The 1,265-nt window shown below is 29.3% G+C and carries 1 protein-coding gene; it reads right to left on the bottom strand.

The genetic code is table 11. The annotated features are described in order from the left end of the window. Positions 1-85: 85 nt before the first annotated feature. Positions 86-1,165 carry an IS30 family transposase gene (locus BN3004_RS00045; RefSeq protein ID WP_058259272.1) on the bottom strand — a complete coding sequence of 360 codons (1,080 nt, stop codon included), beginning with the start codon at positions 1,163-1,165 and terminating at the stop codon, positions 86-88. Between the last annotated feature and the right edge of the window lie 100 nt (positions 1,166-1,265).

Here is a 1,265-nt window from a genome sequence, read left to right on the forward strand (position 1 = left end):
TATAAATTGCAACAATAAGTTAGCCACCCAGACATCATATAGACTAAATGTATAGTATAGCTTAAAAGTATTTATTTTTATTAAACTAGATACTTTTAAGCTGTTTTATTTCCTTTATGAACTCTTCTTTTGCAGTTTTGTAATTAAAGATTTTTCTTGGCAAATTATTCATCCACTCGTTTATTCTGTATATTTTTTCTTTTGATACTTCTTCTATTGATGTGCCTTTTTGTATAAATCTTCGTATTAATTTATGTTGACATTCACTAGTTCCTCTTTCCCATGATGTATATGGATGACAAAAATATATATCTACATATTCTGCTAATTCTGATAAGCTTGAAAATTCTGAACCATTATCTGATGTTATACTTTTAAATATTTCTTTGTTTAACTGCGCATTATCTTTTAAGAATTTAAGTCCAATGTCTACTGCATCGGGTGTTTTTCCATGTATTTTTATCAGCTTTTCATATCTTGTTTTTCTTTCTACTAATGTAAGTAGTACTGGATCTGTCTTTTTCTTTTTACCTATAACTGTATCTATTTCCCAGTGGCCGAATTCTTCTCTTGTTTGTATTTTATCTGGTCTTTCTTCTATGGATATGCCAAGCTTTTTCTTGTTTTGTCTTGTTCTTCTTGTGCTATTTTTGTTTTTTCTCTTTACTTTTTCTAGTAGATCTATATTTTTTGTTTTCATTAGTGACTTATTTATCCAGTTGTAGAGGCTTTTTGTTGATGGTATTTCTGATGATGGAAAGAGTCTATTTGCTTTTGCGTATCCAACACATACATCTGGAGACCATTTATCTTTTAACATTTTATTGTCTGCCCATTTAAGAAATTCGACTATATCTATATATTTTGGTCTTCTTCCGCAAGAAGATCTATTGTTTATATATACCTCATAATTAGTTAAGGCAAAGTATTTTTCATCGTAGTAAGTATATGTTTTGTTATTACTTTTTATTATTCTCTTTTGCTTTACTGTGCCTTTCTTTATTGCGTTGTTTATTGTCTGCGGGGCTCTATTTAGCCTTCTTGCTATCTCTCTGTTGCTATGTCCATCTATTTTCCATGCCTGTATTAATGACATTTCATGTAGTGATAGATGTGAATTTTTCTTGCGTTCTGTAAATTCTATGGTATAATTTATATGAGTCATGTGTACCTCCGTATAGTTGTTTTTTTGTTTGTTACTAATACTATACCATATGTACACATGATTTTTTTATTTGGTGGCTAAGTTAATTATACAATCTTCC

The organism is Fenollaria timonensis (assembly GCF_001457835.1).
GTDB lineage: Bacteria > Bacillota > Clostridia > Tissierellales > Peptoniphilaceae > Fenollaria > Fenollaria timonensis.

What these genes read in the sequence shown, in the direction of transcription:
- BN3004_RS00045 (WP_058259272.1), bottom strand. Translation starts at nt 1,165, where the DNA reads ATGACTCATATAAATTATACCATAGAATTTACAGAACGCAAGAAAAAT.